Origin of the sequence: Ideonella sp. (assembly GCF_041914305.1) — a bacterium.
Lineage (GTDB): Bacteria > Pseudomonadota > Gammaproteobacteria > Burkholderiales > Burkholderiaceae_C > Ideonella.
The window spans coordinates 14,448-36,434 of record NZ_JAYSDQ010000004.1; the positions used below are offsets into that span (position 1 = coordinate 14,448).

Genomic DNA, 21,987 nt, shown 5'->3' on the forward strand with positions numbered 1-21,987 from the left:
GGGATCCACCGCGGCGCGGCTTTACTCGACAATCTGCACCCCGCGGCCGAAGGCCACACGGTTCTTGATCTGCGACGCCGCTTCGCTGGGCTCGGGGTAGTACCAGACGGCGTCGCTGTTGAGTTCACCGTTGACCAGCAGGCTGAGGTACCGGGCCTGCCCCTTCCACGCGCAGCTGGTGCGGTGGTTCGAGAAACTCGTGTATTCGCGCTTCAGGGCCGTCTCGGGAAAATAGTGGTTGCCCTCGACGACCACCGTGTCATCGCTCTCGGCCACCACCACGCCGTTGAACACCGCTTTCATGCCTGCTCCTGTGCCTTGCTTGTTGGATCGATGCTACTGCGCCCCCCGCGTTCCCCGCGGCCGGGCTGAATTTGCGTGCCCCGGTGGGCCGAAGACGCGAACCCTATACTGAAAATTGTGTGCATGTGTGACCGAACAAAATCATGAGGGAGACGATGGCCCATACCGACAACAGCCCTAGCCCGCCGGGCGCGGTGCCGATCGCCTTCGGCGCCACGCAGACCCGCTGCTTCGGCTGGTACCACGCGCCCCGGGTGGGCCGCCGCGCCACCGGCGTCGTGCTGTGCCGCCCGGTCGGCTACGAAGGCACCTGCGCCTACGAAACCTACACCCAGCTGGCCGAACGCCTGGCCGACGACGGCTTCGCGGTCATCCGCTTCGACTACCACGGCACCGGCGACTCGATCGGCAGCGACGCCGACCCCGACCGCGTCGCCGCCTGGCAGGCCTGCATCGACGCCGCGCTCGACGAAGTGCAGCGCCTGGCCGGCACCCCACGGCTGGCGCTGTTCGGCGTGCGCATCGGCGCCACGCTGGCCACCCGCGTGGCCAGCGCCCGCGGCGGTGTCGACAGCCTGGTGCTGTGGGCGCCCTGCGCCAGCGGCCGCGCCTTCACGCGCGAGTTGCGCGCGGCCGGCACGCTGCGTGCGCACGCGCCGCGCCCGGGCGACACCGGTGGCGACGACCTCGAGACGATGGGCACGCTCTACACCGCCCAGACGCTGCAGGACCTGCAGGCGCTCGATGGCAAGCCCGGCAGCCCGCTGCCCGCGCCGCGCACCCTGTTCATCACCCGCGACGACCTGCCCGGCGCCGGCCCGCTGCCCGCCGCCTTCCGCGAAGCCGGCATCGAGACCACCGTCGTCGAATGGCCCGGCTATGCGGCGATGATGGCCGAGCCGCACGAGACCGACGTGCCGACCGCCACGCTCGACGGCGTCATCGACTGGCTGCGCGCCGGCGAGCCGGCCGATGCCCAACCCGAGCCCCGCGCCCCGGGCACCGACGTGCCGCTGCAGCGCGACGCGGTGTTCGCCGGCGTGCGCGAGATCCCGCTGCTGTTCGGCCATGAGCACGGCCTGTTCGGCATCCTGGCCGAGCCCGAGAGGCTGGACGAGGCCGGCGGCCGCGCCGAGACGGCGATCCTGATGCTCAACGTCGGCACCAACCACCGCGTCGGGCCGAACCGGCTGTATGTGAAGATGGCGCGGGCCTGGGCCGCGCGCGGCTACCGCTCGCTGCGCTTCGACCTGGCCGGCATCGGCGACAGCCGCAGCGCCGCCGGCTACGCCAGCACCCGGCTGTACTCGAAGGGCTCGACGGTCGACGTCGGCGCCGCGATCGAGCGGCTGAGTGGCCTGGGCGTGCAGCGCTTCATCCTGGTCGGGCTGTGCTCGGGCGCCTACGTCGCGTTCCAGACCGCGCTGGCCGACCCGCGCGTGACCGGGCTGGTGCTGATCAACCCGCGCCGGCTCGAATGGAACGAGGGCGAAACGCTGCAAAGCGCGATGCAGCGCAGCTACAAGTCCAGCCATTACTACCGGCGCGCGATGTTCGAGCCGGCGACCTACAAGCGCCTGCTCAAGGGCGACATCGACGTGCGCGGCATCGCCGGCCGGCTGGCCACGCTCACCCGCGTGCGCGCCGCCCGCGCCGCGCGCCGGCTGCTGGGGCAGGCGCCAGGCGAAGAGAACGTGCTGGCCAACATGCGGCTGCTGAGCGAGCGCGGCACCGACATCCTGCTGATCGTGGCCGAGGAAGACGACGGGCTCGACTACCTCGAATACCACATCGGCCCGCGCGGCCGCCACATGAGCGGCCAGCCGAACTTCCGCATGCTGATGGTGGCCGGCGCCGACCACACGCTGTCGCAGACCGAAAGCCAGCAGCACGTGATCGAAGCGGTGCGCGAGCACCTGGACCACACCGGCGTCGGCGTCGAATAAGCCCGGGCGGCGCCAGCCGCCCGCTCAGAGGTTGAGAGTTTTTCGGCCGCGCCCGAAAGGCGCGTCAAAGCGCGCCGGATCGAGGCGCAAAGCGCAGCCATAGCTCGGGCTATGGCGAGCATTTGCAACGAAGAACCGGCGTGTTTTGGCGCGCAAGGCGGGCATGGGTGAAAGACTCTCCACCTCTCAGCCCCCCGGCCTGGGCAGAAAGGGCTGGCCGCCCGGCCCGGGGCAGCTGCCGCCGCAGACATCGGCCCCCGGCTCGCGGCAGGGGGCGAGCACCGCCGCCAGCGCGTCGATGAAGGCCCGGGTCTTGGCCGGCATCAGCCGCCGCTCGGGGAACACCGCCCACGCCGGCGCCGGCGGCGAGCGCCAGTCGGGCAGCACCCGCACCAGCTCGCCGGCATGCACATAGGGCGCGGCGAAGAAGTCGCCGACCAGCGCGAGGCCGACGCCGGCACGCGCCATCTGCAGCAGCACGGCCGGCGAGTTGGCCAGCATGCGCGCAGCCGGCAGCCCCTGCCAGCGCTGCACCGGCGCCTCGGTACCGGCGCCTTCGACGGGTCGCTCCAGGCGCCACGGCAGCGGCTCGCCGCTCTGCCCGGCCACCGCCAGTGCGCGCCAGTCGCGGGCCGGCGCGATCAGCTCGTCCGGGTGGGCCGGCAGGCCGTGCGCGGCCACCCAGTCGGGCGAGGCGAACAGGCTCGCGCTGAACCAGGCCAGCCGGCGCGCCGACAGGTGCGTGTCGTCGGGCAGGTCGCCCATGCGCAGTGCCAGGTCGAAGTTCTCGGCGATCAGGTCGACGCGGCGCGGCGACAGGTCCAGCTGCAAGGTCACCGCCGGGTGGTCGCGCACGAACTGCTGCAGCATGCCGCCCAGCGCCAGCAGCGCCAGGTCGCCCGGCATCGACACCCGCAGGTGGCCGCTGGGCTGCGCCTGGCGGTGCTGCGCCAAGGCCAGCGTGCCGTCGACCTCGGCCACCACCTGGCGCGCATGCTCGAGCACCGCGGCGCCGAACTCGGTCACCGTCAGCCGGCGTGTCGTGCGCAGGATCAACCGCTCGCCCAGCAGCGCCTCCAGCCCCGAGAGCCGGCGTGACAGCGTCGACTTCGGCAGGCCGAGCTTGTCGGCCGCCCGGGTGAAGCTGCCGGCATCGGCGACATGGGCAAACAGGGCCAGGTCGTTGGGGTCCACGGCGGTCGACATCGGCGGCTTTCGGCTAGGGCAAGAGCCCGCATTGTTCCATTCAAGGAACAAACCTGCCCATCAAGGTGGATTTATCTTCGACAAGACGATCAATACAGTGAGGTCATCGAGCCCACCACCGCTCGCCAACCCCACCGAAAGCCCACCATGAACGTCCTGCAAGTCAATTCCAGCGCCCGCGTGTTCGAGAACGACCAGGGCTCGCACTCCACCCGGCTGGCCAACGAACTCTCCGCCCGCCTGCTGGCCGAGCACCCTGGCGCCACGCTGACCGTGCGCGACCTGGCCCGCCAGCCGCACCCGGTGCTCGACGAATCGGCGCTCGGCGCGCTGTTCACGCCGGCCGAAAGCCGCTCGCCCGAGCAGGCCGCCCGCGTCGCGCTGGACGATGCGCTGATCGCCGAGATCCAGGCCGCCGACGTCGTCGTGCTGGGTGTGCCGATGTACAACTTCGGCGTCACCGCGCAGCTGAAGAACTGGATCGATGCGATCGCCCGCGCTCGCGTCACCTTCCAGTACACCGAGAAGGGCCCCGTCGGCCTGCTGACCGGCAAGACCGTCTATGCGGTGCTGTCGCGCGGCGGCGTGCACCGCGGCACCGAGCGCGACAGCCAGGTGCCGTACCTGAAGTCGGTGCTGGACTTTCTGGGCATGACCGACGTGCGCTTCGTCTACGCCGAAGGCCTGGCCATGGGCCCCGACGCCGAAGCCCAGGCGTTGGCCAGCGCACGCGCCGAGATCGACGCACTGCTGGCGCGCAGCGAAGAAGCCGCGATCGCCTGAAGACCCCGGCCGGGCGCGCCCGGCCCTGCCCCGTCACACTGGACCCCTCACCCCTGGAGCCTCGCATGACCAACCCCACGCTCGAATCGACGCCCACCACGCTGGCCCGGCCGCGCCGGGTCGAGCGCTTGGTCGTCGGCCGCCCGACCCGCGACGGCGCCGGCGTCAAGCTGACCCGCGTGCTGACGCAAGACCTGCAGCTGCGGCTCGACCCGTTCCTGATGCTCGACGCCTTCGGCACCGACAACGCCGACGACTACATCGCCGGCTTCCCGGACCACCCGCACCGCGGCTTCGAGACGGTGACCTACATGATCGCCGGCCGCATGCGCCACCGCGACTCGGCTGGCCACGAGGGCCTGCTCGAGAACGGTGGCGTGCAGTGGATGACCGCCGGCCGCGGCATCATCCACAGCGAGTTGCCCGAGCAGCAGGAAGGCAGGATGGAGGGCTTTCAGCTGTGGCTGAACCTGCCGGCGAAAGACAAGATGGTGCCGGCCGGCTACCGCGACATCCCGGCGGCCGAGATCCCGCACTGGCGCGCGCCGGGGGTCGACGTGGCGGTGATCGCCGGCGTGGCCGGCAGCGGGGCTGGTGTGGTCGCCGGCGCGGTGCAACGCGAGCACACCGAGCCGGTGTACCTCGACATCCACCTCGAGCCTGGCGCGCGCTTCGAACAGGCGCTGCCGCCCGGCCACCACGGCTTCGTCTACGTCTACCGGGGCAAGGCGCAGGTCGGCGACACGCCGGTGCCGTCGCAGCGCATGGCCGTGCTGGCGCAGGACGCGGCCGCCGACGGCGTGGTCGTCCAGGCCGGCGCCGAGGCCACGCGTGCGCTGCTGATCGCCGGTCGACCGCTGCGAGAGCCGATTGCGCAGTACGGCCCGTTCGTGATGAACTCGCAAGCCCAAATCATCGAGGCCGTCGAAGACTTCCGCGCCGGGCGCCTGGGCTGATCCGGCCGGGGGGCGGAGCGACCGCCCCCAACCGGAGACAGCGACCATGGCCTTGCGCACGCCTTTGCTCCCCTTGACCGCCGCCGCCTGCGCGGCGGCGCTGGCCTGGCCCGCAGCCACGCGGGCGGCACCGATCGAGCTGTACGAGCAGCCCCAGTTCCAGGGCATGGCGCTCGGGCTCGACCGCGCCAACCCGAACCTGGCCGACTACGGCTTCGACAACAAGGCTTCGTCGGTCGTCGTGCGCAGCGGCAGCTGGGAGCTGTGCACCGACGCCCAGTTCCGCGGCAGCTGCCTGGTGCTCGGCCCGGGCCAGCACGCCACGCTGCCCCCCGGCCTGCTGCGCTCGCTCAGCTCGGTGCGGCCAAAAGACGGCCCCGCATCCGACGACAGCGCCGGTGACCCCAACGCCGCGGTGGTGCTCTACGACGATGGCGACTACGGCGGCAAGTCGCTCGCGGTCAACGGCCCGATCGCGTCGCTCGGCAAGGTCGGCATGGGCGACCGCGTCTCGTCGGTCGACGTGCGGCGCGGCGTCTGGCAACTCTGCGAAGACTCGAACTACCAGGGCAGCTGCATCACGCTGGAACCCGGCCGCCACCACCTGAGCGGCGCGATGCACGACGAGGCCTCGTCGATCCGCCCCCTGTACGGCGCCAACCGCCAGCCGCTGCCCGAGATGGGCGGCCTCACGCTGTACGAAAACGGCGACTTCAGCGGCCGCAGCCTGCTGATCACCGGCCCGACCGAGTACCTGGGCCGGCTCGGCTTCGGCGACATGGCCTCGTCGGTCGAGGTGCACGGCGGCCTGTGGGACATCTGCACCGACTCGGTCTACAAAGGCCGTTGCATCACGCTCGGCCCCGGCCGCCACGTGCTGACCGGCGGCACCCACGACCGCGCCTCGTCGGTGCGCCCCCGCCTGCCCGACAACTCACCGGCCTGGCGCGGTGCCGACCCGGAGCGGCGCCGGATCTATTGAGCGGCGCGCTAGGGGTGGGCTTGCGCCCGGCGCGACAACACTCACCCACAAAGAAAAACGGGGCCCGAAGGCCCCGTTTCTTTTGGCTGTCAGAGCCGCTGAACGATCAGCGCTCCTTGCGCAGCACGCCCACGGCGCCGTTGATCGTGTCGAACATGAACATCGTGTAGATGCCCTTGGCGAGCAGGTTCACGTCGGTCACGTTGTAGATGCTGCCCGAGCTCGGGGTCGTGATGTCGATCGTGGCGGCCGAGCTGGCGGTCTGGTCACTGAAGGTCGACGCAGAGCCGAAGGCCAGGTCACTGGCGACGGCGCTGAAGTCGATCGTCATCGACAGGTTTTCAGCGGCCAGCGACGGGGCAGCGTGCACCAGGCGCAGCTTGTACTTGGTGCTGACGGTCGGCAGGCGGTCGTCGTCGGTGATCGCATGGACCGTCGCATCGGCGGCGCTGGTGCCCGAGACCAGCAGCGTCACGTCCGAACCGGCGGCGAAGGTCACCGACTGGTCGGTCAGCGCGGTGCCGTTGACGGCGGTGTGCACAGTCTGGGCGCCGGCGTTGACCAGCATGTAGTCACGGATCGTGGCCGACTTGACGTCGCTGGCCAGGCCCACACCACCGGCCGACAGGCTGACGGTGCCGGCATTGGCGACTGCAGCGACCACGCGGGCGCGGGCCTTGGTGTTCAGGTACGGCGTCACGTCACCTTCTTGCACCACGCCGATGGCATGCACCAGCACGCCGCTCGCACCCGGGGCCATCACCAGCGTCAGCACGTCGGTGCTGCTCAGCACCACACCCGAGACGTCCAGCCGAATGTCGGTCTTCGAGCTGGCTGCCGTCACGCGCAAGCGGTAGGTGCCCGAGCTGACGCTGGTGAACGCGCTTTGCGCACCGGCGTCCACGCCGCTCACCACCGGGGTCGCCGTGGCCAGGTCATCGGACTCGCCCGTCAGGTAGACGTCCAGCTCGCCCGCATCGACGGCCAGGTTGAAGGCACTGACCTTGGTCTTGCCGCTGTCGGCGCTGTCTTCATCGTCGCTCATCAGGAACGACTTCAGCGCGCCTTCCCAGCCGTAGGCGACGACGGTGTAGCGCTTGCCGGAATCCAGCGTGCTGCTCTGGCTCAACAGCTCGGTGGTCGAGCCGGCCGCGGTCAGCGTCCGGTCGGGCTCGCCGTTGGCGACATCGGCGTAGCCGCTGCCAGCCCCGAAGGTGACCGCCGAAGCCTCCTTGTTGTCGTCGACATACATGTCGAGCGAGGCATACCCGGCGCTGGCATTGACCAACCGCACATGGGCGTCGTTGCCGTTGTCGCCGCTGCCACCGCAGGCGGTGAGCCAAGCCAGGGGCAAAGCGGCCGCAAAGCCGAGCAGGTGGCGTTTAGTGATACGCATGGTCAGTCCAGATCCCTTCGGTACGGCCCCGGATGGTCGGCAGGCCGTGTTGCGTGAATATTGCGCCCTGTTTCCGGTCGTGAAGCCACCGGCCCCGAGGGAGCCTCCAAAGGACGAGAGGATAACCGGTGTCGGGGCCCCGCTTTTCCGGCGATCTGAAGGTCTGATTTCGTGGCATCGGTCACGCCGAGCGCGCGCCTTGCACCGGCCCCGCTCATCGGCGCAGCGCCGCGGACGATCAACGCGGCCACCTCTGTCTGCCGCCCACCACCCACCGCCATGTGGAACTTCAATGCCGTGCCCAGTTCGTCGCGCTGGATCGACGCCGCCAGCTGGCGCCTGAACCAATCCAGCCAGCGCCTGTCGAGCCTGCGGCGCATCAACAGCGCGGCCGACGACGCCGCCGGCCTGTCGATCTCGGAGCGCTTCCTGTCGCAGATGAACGGCGAGCGCATCGCCCACCAAGGGGCGATGGACGGCATGTCGCTGGCCGAAACCGCCGACGGCGCCCTAGGTCAGGTGTCGAGCAACCTGCAGCGCATGCGTGAGCTGGCGCTGCAGTCGCGCAACGGCACCCTCAACGACAGCGACCGCGCGAGCCTGAACGCCGAGTACCAGCAGCTGGGCCAGGAGGTGAACCGCGTGATCGGCAGCACCAGCTTCAATGGCCAGAAGATCCTGTCCAGCGACGCCGGTACGCGCCAGATCAACACCGGCCCGGGCTCTCAAGACACGCTCGACCTCACCACGCCCGACCTGCGCAACAACAGCGACCTGTCGGACGTGACCGGCGGCAGCATCGCCACCTCGGGCGGCAGCGGCACGATGATCGACTCGATCGACAAGGCGCTGAAGTCGGTCGGCCAGCACCGCGCCAGCCTGGGCGCCGTCGAGCACCGGCTCGACGCCGTCGCCGACACCACCGACCTGCGTTTCGAAAGCGCCAGCCGCGCCTACGACCAACTGGTCAGCACCGACGTGGCCTCGACCACCAGTGCCTGGCGCCAGGCCCAGGTGCAGCAGTACGCCGCGATCTCGATGTTCCGGCAGAACCAGAGCTCGATGCAGCGCCTGCTGTCCCTGTTCGGTTAGTCAAACACCCCAGACGATGTCTTCGGCCGCGGTGGACGCGGTCGTGTTCAGCGTGCCGACGATGCTCAGCTCGTCGGCGCTGACCGTGGCGTCGTTGCCCGACGAGGTGAAGTACAGCGCGGTCGAGTTGACGCCGTCGTCGACCATGAACAGCACCGTCTGCCCGGCCGTGTAGTCCTGGTTGGCGCTACCGATCGCGGCCGCGGCGCTTTCCAACGTGACGCCGCCGAAGATGTCGGCGGCGACGATCACCAGCTCGGCGCTGCTGTCGAAGCCGCCGGGGCCGTCGAGGGTCACCGCACCGTCGACCACCAGGTCGCCATTGCCCACCGCCAGCGTGGCCTGGCTGATCGCCAGGTGGTCGATGCCGCTCGCGAAGTCGGTCGTCCAGACCTGGTCGGTGCCGAGCACCTGCTGGGCGCTCAGCACGAACAGGTCGCTGCCCTCGCCGCCGGTCAGCGCCGCCATGCCGTGGGCCGAGGTCAGGGTGTCGTTGCCGGCACCGCCATCGATCGTGACCGAGCCGTGGGACGAGCGGCCGCTGAGCGTGTCGTCGCCGCTGCCGCCCTCGACGGTGCAGTCGCCGCCGAAGTTCACGCCGGTGACCACGTCGTTGCCGTCGCCACCGAGCACCGAGACGGTGCCGGGCGCGCCGGTCTCGCGGTGGCCGTACACCACGTCATCGTCGGCGCCGCCGTCGAGCGAGACATTCATCTGCGCGCCGCCGTCGATCGTGTCGTTGCCTTCACTGCCGTAGGTGGTCAGGCTGTTGTTGAGGGCGTACGAATCGATCGCGTCGTTGCCGCCGCCACCATCGACCGACAGGTTGCTGTAACCCGCGCCGCCGCTGCCGCTGATGGTGTCGTTGCCCTCGCCACCCGAGGCGTAGCCGGTGAAGGCATTGGTCGTCATCAGGTCGTCGCCGTCACCGCCGGACAGGCCGCCGCCGCCTTGCAAGGTGTCGTTGCCGGCGCCGCCGTCGAGGTAGTCGGTCGGCCCGTGGTACATGCCGCCGCTGCCCGACAGCAGCAGGTCGTCGCCGCCGTCGCCATACAGCGAATTCGCGCCGGCCTGCACCGTCAGCGTGTCGTTGCCTTCGCCGCCGTAGAGCACGTCGCTCGAGTAGGCATAACGACCGGCGCTCAGCACGTCGTCGCCGTTGCCGCCATCCAGCGTGTCGCTCGCCCCGGGCGACAGCACGGTGCCACCGTTGAGGGTGTCGTTGCCGTCCAGGCCCGACAGCAGGTCCGAGCCGATCCAGTCGGACATCGCGTTGGCCAACTCATTGCCGTAGCCCTTGATGCCGGCAGAGCTGTTCGACGACATGCTCAGGTTCTCGACGCCCGCGCCCAGCGTGTAGTCGATCGACGTGGTCACCGTGTCGATGCCCTGGCCCGCGGCCTCGGTGACCACGTCGCCGGCGTTGTCGACGCGGTAGCTGTCGTCGCCCTTGCCGCCGACCATCGTGTCGGCGCCTTCCTTGCCGTCGAGCCAGTTGTTGCCGGTGTTGCCGGTCAGCTTGTTGCCCAGCGCATTGCCGGTGCCCGACAGCCCGGCCTTGCCGGTCAGCACCAGGTTCTCGACGTTGTCGGCCAGCGTGTAGCTGACGCTGGCCTTGACGGTGTCCTTGCCGCCGCCCGAGGCCTCGACGATGCGGTCGCCCACGTTGTCGACGATGTAGGTGTCGGCGCCCTTCAGGCCACGCATCTCGTCGGCACCGGCACCGCCGTCGATCGTGTCGGCTCCGCTGGTGCCCACCAGCGTGTCGTCGCCCGGTGTGCCGTTGATGACCGCCTCGGGGCTCACGCGCCACCAGGCGTCGTCGGCGCGGTCCAGTTGTTTTTCGTCATCCCAAGCCAGGCCAGCCTTGACGGCGCGGCCCGCGATCCAGCGGTTGGACATGCATCCTCCTGAGAAGTTATGTGCGGCGCCCATTCAAGGCGTACACGGGGCTGCGGGCCATCCTATGTTCAAGGTGACCGGCCCGCGAGGGCGTGAAGTCTGTCACAAGGCGTGCGCCCCGTCGGGCCGGGCGCGTCGCGCCCAGGCATCACGCGCCCCAGACCACGTCTTCGGCGCCGGTCGACGCGGTGCCGTTCAGCCGCGCCAACAGGCCCAGCTCGGCCGCGCTGACCTGCGCGTCGGCACCGTTGGACTGGAAGTACAGCGCCCACGAGTCGACGCCGTTGTCGACCATGAACACCACGCTCTGCCCCGCCGCGTAGTCCTGGTTGGCGCTGCCGATCGCGGCGGCCGCCTTGTCCAGCGTCAAGTCACCGAAGATGTCGGCCGCCACGATCACCAGCTCGGCATGGGCATCGAAGCCGCCCGGGCCGTTGACGGTCACTGCGCCCTCGACCACCAGGTCGCCGTCGCCCGCCGGCAGGGCCGACTGACTGAGGCTGAGCCGGTCGCTGCCGCTTTCGAAGTCGGTGATGGCCACCATGTCCTGCCCCAGCACCTCGCGCACCGACAGCAGGAAACGGTCTTCGCCTTCGCCACCGCTGAAGGTGGCCATGCCGTGGCTGGCCGACAGCGTGTCGTTGCCGGCGTCGCCCGACAACTCGACCGACGCCCATGTGCCGGGGCCGGCCACCGCGCGCAGCCAATCGTCGCCGTCACCGCCGGCCAGCGAATAGGCATTGCCGTAGCCATAGCCGGTGACGGTGTCGTTGCCTTCGCCGCCGGTCAGCGTCATGCCGCCGGGGGTCGACTTGTGGCCATTGATCACATCGTCGCCCCGGCCACCGTCGATGACGGTGTTGATGGCGGCCCCGCCGTCGATCGTGTCGTTGCCATCACCGCCGTAGGCGAACAGGTCGTTGTTGCCCGAGTACACGTCGATCTTGTCGTGGCCGGCATCGCCGTGGACAGTGAAGTCGTTGTAGCCGGCGCCACCGGTGCCCGAGATGGTGTCGTTGCCAGCGCCGCCGCTCGCGCTGATGCCCAGGCTGCAGCTCAGCGAGTCGTTGCCGTCGCCGCCATCGAGCCACGAGCCACCTTCCAGCGTGTCCCTGCCCGAGCCGCCGACCAGGGTGTCGTAGGCCGGAAAGTGCTGGCCATTGCCCGAGCCGCCCTGCAGCAGGTCGTTGCCGGCCCCGCCGTCGAGCGTGTTGGCGCCGCTGGTCACCTGCAGCGTGTCGTTGCCGGCGCCGCCTTGCAGCAGGTCGCTGGTCAAGTAGCCGGCGCCGCCCAGCAAGGTGTCGTCCCCCTTGCCGCCGATCAAGGTGTCGCTCTGGAACGGCCCGACCGTGCCGCCGCTCTTGATCAGGTCGTCGCCGCCACGGCCGTCGAGCACGTTCTCGCCCGCGTTGCCGATGATCACGTTGCCGAGATCGTTGCCGGTGCCCTTCAGGCGCTCGATCCCGCCGCGCAGCGTCAGGTTCTCCAGGTTCTGGCCCAGGGTCCAGTCGATGTCGCTGACCACCGTGTCGATGCCCTCGTCGAGCCTTTCCTTGACCACGTCGCCGGCGTTGTCGACATAGAACGTGTCGTTGCCCAGGCGCCCGGCCATCGTGTCGGCGCCGGCCAGGCCGTCGATGCTGTCGTCACCCTTGCCGCCATGCAGCTTGTCGTCGCCAGGGGTGCCGACGATGCTGCTCAGCGTGCCGTCGTCCAGCGTCTCGAACCAGCCCACCGGTCGGCCGACCAAGGTCGTCGTGAATCGCTTCTGCAAAATCGCCTCCGTGTCATGTTCAATGGGGCACCGATTCGGCGCTGCACGCCCCGCTTGGTCAATCCCACGTTCCAATCCTTTTAGACGTTAGCATTCAACCCATGAAGCGCCAGCTCGGCTCCGCCGTGCCACCCTGCGAGCGCCGGCCCACGGCCTGGTTCGCGCCGGGCGTGCTGTGGCAGGCGGGGCGCGAATGGCTGCAATCGGCCAGCTTCCAGCGCAACCTCGATCGGCGCGAGATGTTCGCGCCCGGCATCGAGCCGCTGGACCTGGCCACCCGGCCGGCCAGCGAGGCCGAGCCGTTCTGGTTCGACTTCATGTCCGACACCGGCGACGGCGGTGACGCCACCTTCACCGTCGCGCAGGCGCTGCTGGCGCCGATGCTCGAACTCGGCGACACGCAGGGGCAGCGCCACCGCCTGCCCGAAGGCCAGCTGCTGGTTCTGGGCGGCGACCTCGCCTACCCCGGCGCCAGCGCGCTCGAATACCAGTACCGCTTCATCGAGATGCTGGCCGCCGCGCAGTCGCCGGGCAGCCGCTTCGGCACCACCGACCAAGGCGGCCCGGGCCCGGCCGCCCCGCGCAAGTTCATCGTCGCGATCCCGCAGAACCACGACTGGTTCGACTCCGCCTCGACCTTCTGCCGCTACTTCGTCAACTACGACCAGGGCGCGGTGATCGGCGCGCGCACGCCGCAACGCCAGACCTATTTCGCGGTCAAGCTGCCCCACGGCTTCTGGCTGCTGGGGCTCGATTTCGCGCTGGTCGGCGACATCGACCGGCTGCAGTTCGAATCGTTCGCCGCCCTGCTGTCGGCCCAGGCCGACGGCGGCATCGCGCCCGGCGACGACGTGCTGCTGGTCTACCCCGAGCCCTACTGGACGCGGTCGTTGGGCGACCACGCCGCGCCGGGCTACCCGCGCCGCTACCAGCGGCTCGAAGCGCTGATCGAGGCCCGCGGCGCGCGCATCCGCGCCCGCCTCGCCGGCGACCTGCACCTGTACAGCCGCCAGACGCTGGACGCCGACCCGCTGACCGGGTTGTCCAGCCACCTGGTGATCTGCGGCACTGGCGGCGCCTTCCTGCACCCGACGCACAGCCAGGAGGTGCAGGCGCCCAAGGTGCTCGACCGCAGCCCCGAGCCCGATGCCGCCAGCCTCGACCTCGGCCTGCGCGTGCGGGTCGGCATCGACGACTCGCGCCACCCTCCGCCGCGCAGCACCGCCCAGGCCGCATTCCGCCACGACCCGGCGACGATGGACTTTCCATCGCCCGAGCGCACCCGCAGGCTCGCGTGGGCCAACCTGGTCGCGCTGCTGCGCGTGCGCTTCTCGCGTTCACCCCGTGAGCTGGGGCTGCTGGCCACGCTGGCCGAGGCCTGGCACTCGAACCTCGGCTTCGCGCTGTGCCTGGGGCTGCTCTACGGCTTCAATGCCTACGTCAACTCGGGCGTGTTCTCGGCCAGCTACCGGCCCGACGGCTTCGCGCCGATGGGCGAGCTGGGCTTCGTCGCGGCGCACTGGCTGTGGCTGAAGGCAATGGTGTTCAGCCCCTTCGCCGCCTTCGTCAACCTGTTCATGCTGGCCGGCTGCGTGCAGACCGCGTGGGAGGGCCCGGCACCCAAGCCGCTGTGCATCGCCAGCGGGTTGGGGCACGGCCTGTTGCACGGTTGGTTGATCTTCGCGCTGTACTGGGTCGCCTGCCACCTGCTCGCGCCGCACTTTCCCGCCCTGGCGGGTTGGCCGGCGCCTTTGCGCGACACGCTGCTCGCACTGGCGACCTGGTTCGCCGTCGGCAGCGCCGGGCTGCTGGTGGGCGGCCTGCTGTTCGGCACCTACCTGGCGCTGGCCAACGCCTTGTTCAACCAGCTGCCGAACCAGGCTTTCGGCTCGCTCGCCTGCGCCGACCACAAGGGCTTTCTGCGCTTCAAGCTGACACCGTCGGGGCTCGAAGTCTTCCTCGTCGGGATCGACCACGTCCCCCGCCGTCAATCCGCCAGCGAGCCCTTGCCGGCCGGCTGGCGAATCGTCGACCGCTTCCTGATCAACAAACGTTGATCAGGTGCCGGGCTCACCGTCCGCAGTGGCCCTTGACGAGGCAATTGCGATAGTCCGGCGCGTTCTTCAGCAGGAACATCGAGCGGCCGGCGACCGCGCTCTCTGTGAAGTCCGAGAACAGGCCATCGACACCGAGCGTGAAGAAACGCTGGTACTCGTTGGTCGGCGTGCCGATGTCGTCCAGCGGCAGGCGCGCGTCTTCGCTGCGGAAGGTGTACGGGTGCACCACCAGCCCGTTCGCATGGGCGTTGGCCACCACCGCAGTGGCCGGCAGCACCGTGCGGTCGGCCTCGTTGACCAGGCCGTCGCCGTTGGCGTCCTGGCAGGCGCCGTTGACGATCACCTTGCAGGCCGTCGACTGCAGGTAGTACTTCCACGGCCCGATGCCGTCGGCGTAGGTCGCCACCTCGGCCAGGCCGGCCGGCGTCACCAGGTCGCTGAACAGCCCCGGGCGGCCCGAGACGACCCAGTCGTAGGGCTTGTCGTAGGGCGGCGCGAAGCTCAAAGAGCCGTCCGGGTTCAGCCCATCGGCATCGACCAGCTGCACCAGGTGCACCTTGGTCTTGGCGCGCAGTTCACGCAGGTTCGCGGTCTCGAAGCTCTGGATGAACACCGGCGCGTTGCGGTAGTTCCAGCCGGCCAGCGTCAGCTCGTCGAGCAGCCGGTCTTCCAGCGGCAGGCCCAGGCTCTTGTGATACGTCGGGTGCTTGGTCTCGGGGTAGATGCCGATCGTGCGGCCCTTTTCCAGCGTCTTGCGCTTGACCAGCGCGATCACCTCGCGCAGCGTCGGGATCTTGTACTGGCCGTCGAAGCCGTGGTCACGCTGGGCCATCGGCTGCACCGCGCGCAGCTCCTTGATCTCGGCCAGCGTGAAGTCGCTGGCGAAGAAGCCCTCTTCGGCCGCGCCGTCGACCACCGCCACCCGCTTGCGCGACGCGAACTTCGGGATGCTCGAGACATTGGTGGTCGCGATCAGGTTCGGCTCATGGCGCGCGATCAGCACGCCGTCCTTGGTGGCCACCAGGTCGGGCTCGACGAAGTCGGCACCCAGCTCGATCGCCAGCGCATAGCCTTCGAGCGTGTGGTCGGGCAGGTGGCCGGCGGCGCCGCGGTGGCCGATCACGATCGGCGGGCCGGACAGCTGCGGCAGCGCCGCCTGTGCAGGCACGCCGCCCAAGGCGGTCAAGGCCGCGAGTGCAACGCCGGCGAGCCGGGCGGAATTCTTGGTCGGGTTCATCGAAGGCCTCCTGGAAAAGGCCTGCGACCTTAGCCAGCCCCGATGACGCCCGCAAGAACCGTTGGTGACATGGCGATGACAGAACTGAGGGGCCCTCACCCCGTTGTTTCGCGGCTTACCCTGGTGGAAACCCGCGTAACGTTGCAAACATCCTGTCACGGCTCCATTGGCCCCAACGGAGGGACCTCATGAAACCCGTTTACCAGCGCACCTACCGCCCCGAACTCCGCCCCGAGCTGCCGCCACTGACCTGGCCGGCGCCGCTCGACGCGCTGCCGCCGCTCGCCATCGCCAAGGCGCCGGAAAGCCCGGGCTGGCAGAACACCGAGCCGCAGCACCTCGCGACCGAAGCGGGCGCGCTGTTCGACATCGATGGCAGCAGCATCTTCGAAGAATCGCTCAACGGCCTGCAGGTGCGCGAGCTGATCGGCAGCCGCCTGTTCGAAAGGCTGTTTGGTAACGGCGGCCGCCCGGCCGCCTGAACTCGCAGCGGCGTCAGCCGAACGGCCTGACGCCGATCCACGCCGCGTGGGCCCAGAAGGCGAAGAAGGCCCACAGCGCCACGCCCGCGACCACCGCGATCGCGGTGCGCCCCGGCTTCACCTGCACCGCCACCGGCCCGCGCCGGCGCGCGCTGCGAAAACACAGCACCGCCCAGGCGAGGAAGCCGCCGAACAGCAGCACATCGGCCAAGGTGTTGTTGGCCAGCAGATGGGCGAAGGCCCACAGCTTGGTGCCCAGCAGCATCGGGTGCTGCAACCTGGCCTGAATCATGTTGCTGCCCACCTGCGACGCAGCGAGCAGGATGAACGCCACCAGCACCAGCGGCGCGGCCAGATGGCGCAGGCCCGTCGGCGTCGTCCACAGCACCACCGGCTGCTGGCGCGCCTGGCCGTAGCCCCAGACCAGCAGCACGAAACCGGCCAGCGAGGCCAGCGAATACACGCCGCGCCACGCGTTGCGGCCGATGCGTGCCATCTGCGCCTCGCGCCAGGCGGGCGCCACGATGCGCAGCGAATGCACCCCGAGAAACAGCAGCAGGCCCAGCACCAACGCGGTCATGTCAGACTCCTCCCGTGTCGATCGACGCGCGCCATTGTGGCGGCAAGCAGCATGCAGCACAGCACCTTGTTCTGGGAAGACTTCGAGCTCGGCCAGACCCGCACCTACGGGCCGCTGGTGGTCACGCGCGAGGCCATCCTCGACTTCGCCCGCCAGTGGGACCCACAACCCTTCCACCTCGACGACACCGCCGCCGAGGCCTCGCTGTTCGGCCGCCTGGCGGCCAGCGGCTGGCACACCTGCGCGATGACGATGCGCATGCTGTGCGACGCCTACCTGCTGCGCTCGGCCAGCCTGGGCAGCCCGGGGGTCGAGAACCTGCGCTGGCAGCAGCCCGTCTACGCCGGCGACACCCTGAGCGGCACGCTGACGGTGCTCGAAGCGCGCGCCAGCGAAAGCCGGCCCGCGATGGGCCTGGTGCGCTCGCGCTGGCTGACCGTCAACCAGCACGGCCAGCCGGTGCTCAGCATGGAGGGCTGGGGCATGTTCCGCCGCCGCGGTCCCCACTCGGAAGGATGACAAGCGCCGGCATTTGACGCAGGCTTCGCAGCTCGACCGGGAAAGCCCGGGCCGCCAGGAGACTGCGATGCCCAGCCTGACCAACGCACTGCGCGCCGAATACCAGCAGCTGTTCGACAGCTGCCAGATCCGCCCCGAGCGGCAAGCCGAGGTCGACGCCGCCGCCGAGCGCGCGCTCGGCCAGCGCGCCCGCTACGAGGCGGTGGCGCAGCCACTGGGCGTGCCGTGGTACGTGGTGGCGGTCGTTCACAGCCTCGAGGCCAGCGCCCGCTTCGACGCCCACCTGCACAACGGCGACCCGCTGACCGCGCGCACGGTGCACGTGCCGGCCAACCGGCCGCCGAGCGGGTCACCACCGTTCAGCTGGGAAGCCAGCGCCACCGACGCGCTGCAGCTGGCGCGCTACGACCGCTGGGGCGACTGGAGCCTGCCGGGCATCCTGTTCAAGTGGGAAAGCTACAACGGCTGGGGCTACCGCAACCACCACCCCGAGGTGAAAAGCCCCTACCTGTGGAGCTTCACCAACCACTACCTGCGCGGCAAGTACGTGGCCGACGGCACCTTCTCGGCCACCGCGGTGAGCAAGCAGGTCGGCGCGGCGGCGCTGTTGCGGCGGCTGGCCGAAAAAGGCGTGCTGGCCGACACGCCGCCGACCGGGCCGGTGCCTGGGTCCGGACCCGGGCCGATACCCGGGCCGGTCGCAGGGCCGATCACCCCGCCCCCCGCCGCCGTGCCGGCCCGCCTGCACTACGACCCCGACCACGTCGCGCCCGACGGCATCGCGTTGCAGCGCTTCCTGAACCAGTTCCCCGACATCTTCCTGCGTGAAGACGGCCAACTCGGGCCGCGCAGCTCCGAGGCCTTTCGCAGCGTCTTCGGCCAGTACCTGCAAGGCGATCCGCGCGCGGCCTGACCGGCCCGGCGCACTGTGACAGCGCCGCTGCTTCCTGCCATACTCGTTTGCGCTGCCCACCGGAGGGTGTGGGCCGGACGGACGGACGCACGACGCATCGGCATGCCAGCAGCCCAGACCTTCCACCGCCCCGTTGCCCGGGGCCGACCGGCCGCGTGGGCCAGATGCGCTGCCGCCTGTCGCACCGGCCTGCTGGCGCTCGGGCTGGCGGCCGTGCTGCCCGGCAGCGCCACGGCGGCCACCACAGCGGTCACAGCGCCCCCCGCCGAAGCCGCGGCCTCCGCGCCCCCGTCGCCGGCGCTGTCGCTGCGGGTCGTCGGCGGCCTGGCCAACGTCAACCAGTACACCCGCCACGAAGAACCCTTCTGGACCCAGGAGCTGCCGCGTTTGACCAACGGCAAGCTGCGCGCGAGCATCGTCCCGTTCGACCGCGCCGGCATCCGCGGCCAGGACATGCTGCGCCTGATGCAACTCGGCGTCGTGCCCTTCGGCACCGCGCTGACCTCGCTGTCCAGCGCCACCGAGCCTTTGCTGGGGGCCGCCGACCTGGCCGGCCTGAACCCCGACATGGCCAGCCTGCGCCGCCACACCGCGGCCTACCGCCCGTTCCTCGAAAAGACGCTGCGCGAGCGACACGGCATCGAGCTGCTGGCGATCTATGTCTACCCGGCGCAGATGCTGTTCTGCCAACGGCCGCTCAAAGGCCTGGCCGACCTGGCCGGGCGGCGCGTGCGCACCGCCAGCGCCACCCAGGCCGACTGGGCCGAGGCGCTGGGCGCCAAGCCGGTCAACACCTCGTTCGCCGAACTGACGCAGAACCTGCGCAGCGGCAATGTCGAGTGCGCGCTGACCGGCAGCATGTCCGGCTACACGATCGGGTTGCAGCAGCACACCCGGCACCTGTTCACGATGCCGGTCAGCTGGGGCATGGCGGTCTTCGGCGCCAACTCGGGCGCCTGGGCTGCGCTGCCGGCCGACCAGCGCTCGATCCTGAAGCAAGAGCTGATGCGGCTCGAACAGGTGATCTGGGCCGACTCGGAGCGTGAGACCGGCGACGGCGTGCGCTGCCTCACCGGCGAGCAGGCCTGCGGCGGCCAGCCCGGCCGCCTGCAGGCCCAGGCGCCGACCGCCGACGACGACCGCCGCCGCCGCCAACTGCTCGCCGACACGGTGATCGCCCGCTGGGTGAAGCGCTGCGGTGCGTCGTGCGCCGAGGCCTGGAACCAGACCATCGGCCCGATCAGCGGGATCGAGGCGAAGCTGGGCCCCAGCGGTTCTCGATGAACCCACCCCAACGCGTGCAGTGGGCCATCGCCGGCTTCGTGGCGGTGTTCGTCGGCACCGTGCTGGCCGCGGCCGCCGCGCTGGTCAACAGCGAAGAGCGCGACGCCCTGGAAGAAGCGCGCCAGCGGGCCGAGCGCTTCATCGCCGGCGCCGAAGCCTCGCTCAACCGCACGCTGCTGGGCATCGACGTGATGCTGGCCGGCAGCGAGACACTGCTGCGCCCGCACCGCCTGGCCAACGGCACCTACGACGTCACCGGCACCCAGTCGCAGCTGCGCACCACGATCAGCCAGAACCTGCTGGTGCGCGACCTGGTGCTGCTGCAGCCCGACGGCACCGTGCTGGCCGCCGCCCAGCCCGACAGCGCACGGCTCGGGCTGCCGCTGCCGCCCGGCTTCGTCAACGACGCGATGGCGCTGCCTTCGCCGCAGCTGGTGATCAGCCCACCGCTGGTCAACTTCGTCACCACCGAGCGGATGATCTATTTCGCCCGCCCGGTCGACATGGGCGCCGGCGTGCGGGTGCTGGCGGTGGCCGAGGTGCCCGCCTCGCTGATCGCCAGCCTGCTGTCGCAAGCCGCCGACATCGACGGCCTGGTCGCCACGCTCGAGCGCGACGACGGCCAGCTGCTGGTCAGCGTGCCGCCGCACGACACCCTGGTCGGCCAGCGGCTGCCGCAACCGCTGGGCGACGCGATGCCCACCGGCCATGCCGAGCCCGGCCCGGCGCGCATCGGCGGTGCGCCGGCGCTGGTGGCCGTGCGGCCGGTGCTGTACCGGCCGCTGCTGGTGGCCGCGTCGATCCCGATCGAAGCGGCGCTGGCCGACGCGCACGAGCAGCGCCGCTTCGTGCTGGCCGCCACCTTGCTGTTCCTGCTGATGGTGCTGGGCGCGGGCGCGTTCGCCCACTGGCACCTGGGCCGGCTGGCGCAGGCCCGCACCGCGCTGAACCGCAGCAAGAACATGCTCGACGAGGCGCTGGCCTCGATGGCCGACGGCATGCTGCTGTGCGACGCCAACGACCGCGTGGTGGTGTGGAACCGGCGCTTTCTCGAGATCTACCCGTGGCTGGCCGATGTCGTCGCGCCCGGCGTGCCGTTCGAGCGGCTGGCGCTGGTCGGCGTCAACGCGATGATGCCGGACGCCGCGCCCGAAGATCAGCAGGGCTGGGTCCAGCGCCGGCTGGCGATCCACCGCACCGAAGACGGCCAGCACGAGCAGATCCTGCCCAGCGGCCGGGTGATCCACGCGGTCGAGCGCCACACGCCGGACGGCGGCGTGATCACGGTCTACCACGACGTCACCGCCGCCGAGCGCGCACTGGAGCGGGCCAAGGCCGACGCCGAGGCCGCCAACAAGGCCAAGTCGCGTTTCCTGGCCTCGATGAGCCACGAGATCCGCACCCCGCTGAACGCGGTGCTGGGCATGAACGGGCTGATGCTGAACACGCCGCTGACGCCCGAACAACGGCGTTATGCCGAGCTGATCCGCAGCTCGGGCCAGACGCTGCTGGCGCTGATCAACGACATCCTCGACCTGTCCAAGGTCGAGGCCGGGCGGATGGAGCTGGAGATCGTCGAGTTCGACCCGCTGGCCACCGTCAACGAGGTCGTCACGCTGCTGGCCGTGCGCGCCGAGGCCAAGGGCCTGGCGCTGGCGATGACGGCGTCGCCGGGCCTGCCGACGCGCCTGCGTGGCGACCCGAGCCGGCTGCGCCAGGTGCTGTTCAACCTGATCGGCAACGCACTGAAATTCACACCCGAGGGCCGGGTCGACGTCGACCTGACGCACCGGCCGCTGCCGGGCCGGCGGGTCGAGCTGATGATCGCGGTGCGCGACACCGGCATCGGCATCGACGCCGAGACGCTGCCGCGGCTGTTCCGCCACTTCAGCCAGGGCGACTCGAGCACCGCGCGGCGCCATGGCGGCAGCGGCCTCGGGCTGGCGATCAGCCAGGAGATCATCGAGCTGATGCACGGCCACATCGACGTGCAGAGCACACCCGGCATCGGCAGCACCTTCAGCGTCAGCCTGCCGCTGGAGGTGGTGCCGCTGGCGCTGAGCGGCGGGCCCGCGCCGGGCCCGGCCGACACCACCGCCGCCCCGGCCGCGCAGCCGGCGCGCCGCATCCTGGTGGCCGAGGACAACGGCGTCAACCAGATCCTGATCAAGGCGATGCTCGATCACCTGGGCCACTTCAGCGACATCGTCGCCGATGGCTTCGAGGCGGTGCGCCAGGTCCAGGCCGCCGCCTACGACCTGGTGCTGATGGACATCCAGATGCCCGGCATGGACGGCGAGGCCGCTACCCGCGCGATCCGCGCGCTGCCCGGCAGCGTCTCGCAGATCCCGATCATCGCGATGACCGCCAACGCGATGGTCGAAGAGCGCGCGGCCTACCTGGCCGCCGGCATGAACGACCACGTGGCCAAGCCGCTCGACCTGGGCCGGCTGGCGGCGGTGATCGCGCGGGTGACGTCGGCGCCCGGGGGCGGGGTGGCGCCCGCTCCCGCCGAGCGGCTGCTCAGGCCGTTGGCCGGCGGGCCGGCGCTGTCCTGAAGGCTGCGGCGACCCGG

General features: G+C 70.5%; 18 protein-coding genes. 11 read left to right on the forward strand and 7 right to left on the reverse strand.

Annotation, left to right across the window (positions count from 1 at the left end; all coding sequences use genetic code 11):
• Positions 1 to 21: 21 nt before the first annotated feature.
• Positions 22 to 303 carry a DUF427 domain-containing protein gene (locus tag ACE3SG_RS06555; protein ID WP_374563374.1) on the reverse strand — a complete coding sequence of 94 codons (282 nt, stop codon included), beginning with the start codon at positions 301 to 303 and terminating at the stop codon, positions 22 to 24.
• Between the two features lie 155 nt (positions 304 to 458).
• Here ACE3SG_RS06555 and ACE3SG_RS06560 point away from each other — a divergent pair, with 155 nt between their 5' ends.
• Positions 459 to 2,249, forward strand: a complete 1,791-nt coding sequence (locus ACE3SG_RS06560) for an alpha/beta fold hydrolase (RefSeq protein WP_374563376.1) — start codon at positions 459 to 461, stop codon at positions 2,247 to 2,249.
• 186 nt (positions 2,250 to 2,435) lie between these two features.
• On the opposite strand, the gene ACE3SG_RS06565 is transcribed toward ACE3SG_RS06560, so the two are convergent.
• Positions 2,436 to 3,455, reverse strand: coding sequence for a LysR family transcriptional regulator (locus tag ACE3SG_RS06565; RefSeq protein ID WP_374563378.1), 1,020 nt, complete (start codon positions 3,453 to 3,455; stop codon positions 2,436 to 2,438).
• A 147-nt stretch (positions 3,456 to 3,602) separates the two neighbouring features.
• Between ACE3SG_RS06565 and ACE3SG_RS06570 the strand changes: the two genes are divergently transcribed.
• The 3 genes from ACE3SG_RS06570 to ACE3SG_RS06580 all read left to right on the forward strand — a co-directional run bounded on the left by ACE3SG_RS06570 (position 3,603) and on the right by ACE3SG_RS06580 (position 6,176).
• Positions 3,603 to 4,238: an FMN-dependent NADH-azoreductase gene (locus tag ACE3SG_RS06570; RefSeq protein WP_374563380.1), complete on the forward strand. Its 636-nt coding sequence runs from the start codon at positions 3,603 to 3,605 to the stop codon at positions 4,236 to 4,238.
• A 65-nt stretch (positions 4,239 to 4,303) separates the two neighbouring features.
• Positions 4,304 to 5,194 (forward strand): pirin family protein, encoded by an 891-nt coding sequence (locus ACE3SG_RS06575; RefSeq protein ID WP_374563382.1) that lies wholly within the window; start codon positions 4,304 to 4,306, stop codon positions 5,192 to 5,194.
• A gap of 46 nt (positions 5,195 to 5,240) precedes the next feature.
• A complete protein-coding gene (locus ACE3SG_RS06580) occupies positions 5,241 to 6,176 on the forward strand; it encodes a beta/gamma crystallin-related protein (protein ID WP_374563384.1) in 936 nt (311 codons plus the stop codon).
• 106 nt (positions 6,177 to 6,282) lie between these two features.
• On the opposite strand, the gene ACE3SG_RS06585 is transcribed toward ACE3SG_RS06580, so the two are convergent.
• Positions 6,283 to 7,572, reverse strand: a complete 1,290-nt coding sequence (locus ACE3SG_RS06585) for a DUF4397 domain-containing protein (protein WP_374563386.1) — start codon at positions 7,570 to 7,572, stop codon at positions 6,283 to 6,285.
• A gap of 279 nt (positions 7,573 to 7,851) precedes the next feature.
• Between ACE3SG_RS06585 and ACE3SG_RS06590 the strand changes: the two genes are divergently transcribed.
• Entirely contained in the window at positions 7,852 to 8,664 is an 813-nt protein-coding gene (locus ACE3SG_RS06590) for a flagellin (RefSeq protein WP_374563388.1), read from the forward strand.
• On the opposite strand, the gene ACE3SG_RS06595 is transcribed toward ACE3SG_RS06590, so the two are convergent.
• Both ACE3SG_RS06595 and ACE3SG_RS06600 read right to left on the reverse strand, forming a co-directional pair.
• A complete protein-coding gene (locus tag ACE3SG_RS06595) occupies positions 8,665 to 10,566 on the reverse strand; it encodes a calcium-binding protein (RefSeq protein WP_374563389.1) in 1,902 nt (633 codons plus the stop codon).
• A 148-nt stretch (positions 10,567 to 10,714) separates the two neighbouring features.
• Positions 10,715 to 12,340 carry a calcium-binding protein gene (locus ACE3SG_RS06600; protein ID WP_374563391.1) on the reverse strand — a complete coding sequence of 542 codons (1,626 nt, stop codon included), beginning with the start codon at positions 12,338 to 12,340 and terminating at the stop codon, positions 10,715 to 10,717.
• A 101-nt stretch (positions 12,341 to 12,441) separates the two neighbouring features.
• On the opposite strand from ACE3SG_RS06600, the gene ACE3SG_RS06605 reads away from it, so the two are divergent.
• Positions 12,442 to 14,397: a hypothetical protein gene (locus ACE3SG_RS06605; RefSeq protein WP_374563393.1), complete on the forward strand. Its 1,956-nt coding sequence runs from the start codon at positions 12,442 to 12,444 to the stop codon at positions 14,395 to 14,397.
• Positions 14,398 to 14,410: 13 nt separating this feature from the next.
• On the opposite strand, the gene ACE3SG_RS06610 is transcribed toward ACE3SG_RS06605, so the two are convergent.
• On the reverse strand, positions 14,411 to 15,634 hold the full coding sequence (locus tag ACE3SG_RS06610) for a glycerophosphodiester phosphodiesterase (protein WP_374563394.1): 1,224 nt from the start codon (positions 15,632 to 15,634) through the stop codon (positions 14,411 to 14,413).
• Positions 15,635 to 15,822: 188 nt separating this feature from the next.
• Here ACE3SG_RS06610 and ACE3SG_RS06615 point away from each other — a divergent pair, with 188 nt between their 5' ends.
• Positions 15,823 to 16,116 carry a hypothetical protein gene (locus ACE3SG_RS06615; RefSeq protein WP_374563396.1) on the forward strand — a complete coding sequence of 98 codons (294 nt, stop codon included), beginning with the start codon at positions 15,823 to 15,825 and terminating at the stop codon, positions 16,114 to 16,116.
• Between the two features lie 13 nt (positions 16,117 to 16,129).
• Here the strand turns inward: ACE3SG_RS06615 and ACE3SG_RS06620 are convergent, their stop codons facing one another.
• On the reverse strand, positions 16,130 to 16,696 hold the full coding sequence (locus ACE3SG_RS06620) for an NnrU family protein (RefSeq protein WP_374563397.1): 567 nt from the start codon (positions 16,694 to 16,696) through the stop codon (positions 16,130 to 16,132).
• 51 nt (positions 16,697 to 16,747) lie between these two features.
• Here ACE3SG_RS06620 and ACE3SG_RS06625 point away from each other — a divergent pair, with 51 nt between their 5' ends.
• The 4 genes from ACE3SG_RS06625 to ACE3SG_RS06640 all read left to right on the forward strand — a co-directional run bounded on the left by ACE3SG_RS06625 (position 16,748) and on the right by ACE3SG_RS06640 (position 21,970).
• On the forward strand, positions 16,748 to 17,215 hold the full coding sequence (locus ACE3SG_RS06625) for a MaoC family dehydratase (protein WP_374563398.1): 468 nt from the start codon (positions 16,748 to 16,750) through the stop codon (positions 17,213 to 17,215).
• Between the two features lie 67 nt (positions 17,216 to 17,282).
• On the forward strand, positions 17,283 to 18,128 hold the full coding sequence (locus ACE3SG_RS06630) for a hypothetical protein (protein WP_374563400.1): 846 nt from the start codon (positions 17,283 to 17,285) through the stop codon (positions 18,126 to 18,128).
• A gap of 102 nt (positions 18,129 to 18,230) precedes the next feature.
• Positions 18,231 to 19,412, forward strand: a complete 1,182-nt coding sequence (locus ACE3SG_RS06635; RefSeq protein ID WP_374563402.1) for a TRAP transporter substrate-binding protein — start codon at positions 18,231 to 18,233, stop codon at positions 19,410 to 19,412.
• Positions 19,409 to 21,970 (forward strand): ATP-binding protein, encoded by a 2,562-nt coding sequence (locus tag ACE3SG_RS06640; RefSeq protein WP_374563404.1) that lies wholly within the window; start codon positions 19,409 to 19,411, stop codon positions 21,968 to 21,970. The genes ACE3SG_RS06635 and ACE3SG_RS06640 overlap by 4 nt, the downstream gene beginning before the upstream one ends.
• The last annotated feature ends 17 nt before the right edge of the window (positions 21,971 to 21,987 follow it).

Excerpts from the sequence above, each read along its gene's own strand:
- ACE3SG_RS06555 (WP_374563374.1), bottom strand. The coding sequence starts at position 303 with ATGAAAGCGGTGTTCAACGGCGTGGTGGTGGCCGAGAGCGATGACACG.
- ACE3SG_RS06560 (WP_374563376.1), top strand. The coding sequence starts at position 459 with ATGGCCCATACCGACAACAGCCCTAGCCCGCCGGGCGCGGTGCCGATC.
- ACE3SG_RS06565 (WP_374563378.1), bottom strand. The coding sequence starts at position 3,455 with ATGTCGACCGCCGTGGACCCCAACGACCTGGCCCTGTTTGCCCATGTC.
- ACE3SG_RS06570 (WP_374563380.1), top strand. The coding sequence starts at position 3,603 with ATGAACGTCCTGCAAGTCAATTCCAGCGCCCGCGTGTTCGAGAACGAC.
- ACE3SG_RS06575 (WP_374563382.1), top strand. The coding sequence starts at position 4,304 with ATGACCAACCCCACGCTCGAATCGACGCCCACCACGCTGGCCCGGCCG.
- ACE3SG_RS06580 (WP_374563384.1), top strand. The coding sequence starts at position 5,241 with ATGGCCTTGCGCACGCCTTTGCTCCCCTTGACCGCCGCCGCCTGCGCG.
- ACE3SG_RS06585 (WP_374563386.1), bottom strand. The coding sequence starts at position 7,572 with ATGCGTATCACTAAACGCCACCTGCTCGGCTTTGCGGCCGCTTTGCCC.
- ACE3SG_RS06590 (WP_374563388.1), top strand. The coding sequence starts at position 7,852 with ATGTGGAACTTCAATGCCGTGCCCAGTTCGTCGCGCTGGATCGACGCC.
- ACE3SG_RS06595 (WP_374563389.1), bottom strand. The coding sequence starts at position 10,566 with ATGTCCAACCGCTGGATCGCGGGCCGCGCCGTCAAGGCTGGCCTGGCT.
- ACE3SG_RS06605 (WP_374563393.1), top strand. The coding sequence starts at position 12,442 with ATGAAGCGCCAGCTCGGCTCCGCCGTGCCACCCTGCGAGCGCCGGCCC.
- ACE3SG_RS06610 (WP_374563394.1), bottom strand. The coding sequence starts at position 15,634 with ATGAACCCGACCAAGAATTCCGCCCGGCTCGCCGGCGTTGCACTCGCG.
- ACE3SG_RS06615 (WP_374563396.1), top strand. The coding sequence starts at position 15,823 with ATGAAACCCGTTTACCAGCGCACCTACCGCCCCGAACTCCGCCCCGAG.
- ACE3SG_RS06620 (WP_374563397.1), bottom strand. The coding sequence starts at position 16,696 with ATGACCGCGTTGGTGCTGGGCCTGCTGCTGTTTCTCGGGGTGCATTCG.
- ACE3SG_RS06625 (WP_374563398.1), top strand. The coding sequence starts at position 16,748 with ATGCAGCACAGCACCTTGTTCTGGGAAGACTTCGAGCTCGGCCAGACC.
- ACE3SG_RS06630 (WP_374563400.1), top strand. The coding sequence starts at position 17,283 with ATGCCCAGCCTGACCAACGCACTGCGCGCCGAATACCAGCAGCTGTTC.
- ACE3SG_RS06635 (WP_374563402.1), top strand. The coding sequence starts at position 18,231 with ATGCCAGCAGCCCAGACCTTCCACCGCCCCGTTGCCCGGGGCCGACCG.
- ACE3SG_RS06640 (WP_374563404.1), top strand. The coding sequence starts at position 19,409 with ATGAACCCACCCCAACGCGTGCAGTGGGCCATCGCCGGCTTCGTGGCG.